Origin of the sequence: Burkholderia sp. GbtcB21, assembly GCF_019091065.1 — a bacterium.
Classification (GTDB): domain Bacteria; phylum Pseudomonadota; class Gammaproteobacteria; order Burkholderiales; family Burkholderiaceae; genus Burkholderia; species Burkholderia pyrrocinia_C.
This window is the reverse complement of sequence record NZ_JAGXKA010000333.1, coordinates 1-253: the sequence shown is the minus strand read 5'-3', so window position 1 is coordinate 253 and position 253 is coordinate 1. Positions and strand designations below refer to the sequence as shown.

Below are 253 nucleotides of genomic sequence, written 5' to 3'. Positions count from 1 at the left end.
CACGGTCGGCATCTGGCTGCTGGCCGGCCCCGCATTCGCGATCAACTGCCTCGTCGAGCAGAAGATCGACGCGATGATGCGGCGTACCGCATGGCGCCCGACCGCGCGCGGCGAGATCACGACGCCGCAGATCCTGGTGTTCTCGGCCGTGCTCGGCAGCGCCGGCGCATGGACGCACTACACGTCCACGAACCCGCTGACGATGTGGCTGACGATCGCGACGTTCGTCGGCTACGCGGTGATCTACACGCTG

At 67.6% G+C, this 253-nt stretch carries 1 protein-coding gene; it reads left to right on the top strand.

Features of this window, described 5'->3' with window-relative positions:
* Positions 1-253, top strand: a 253-nt coding sequence (locus KVT39_RS37055; RefSeq protein WP_217591498.1) for a UbiA family prenyltransferase, incomplete at both ends; no start/stop codon positions are given.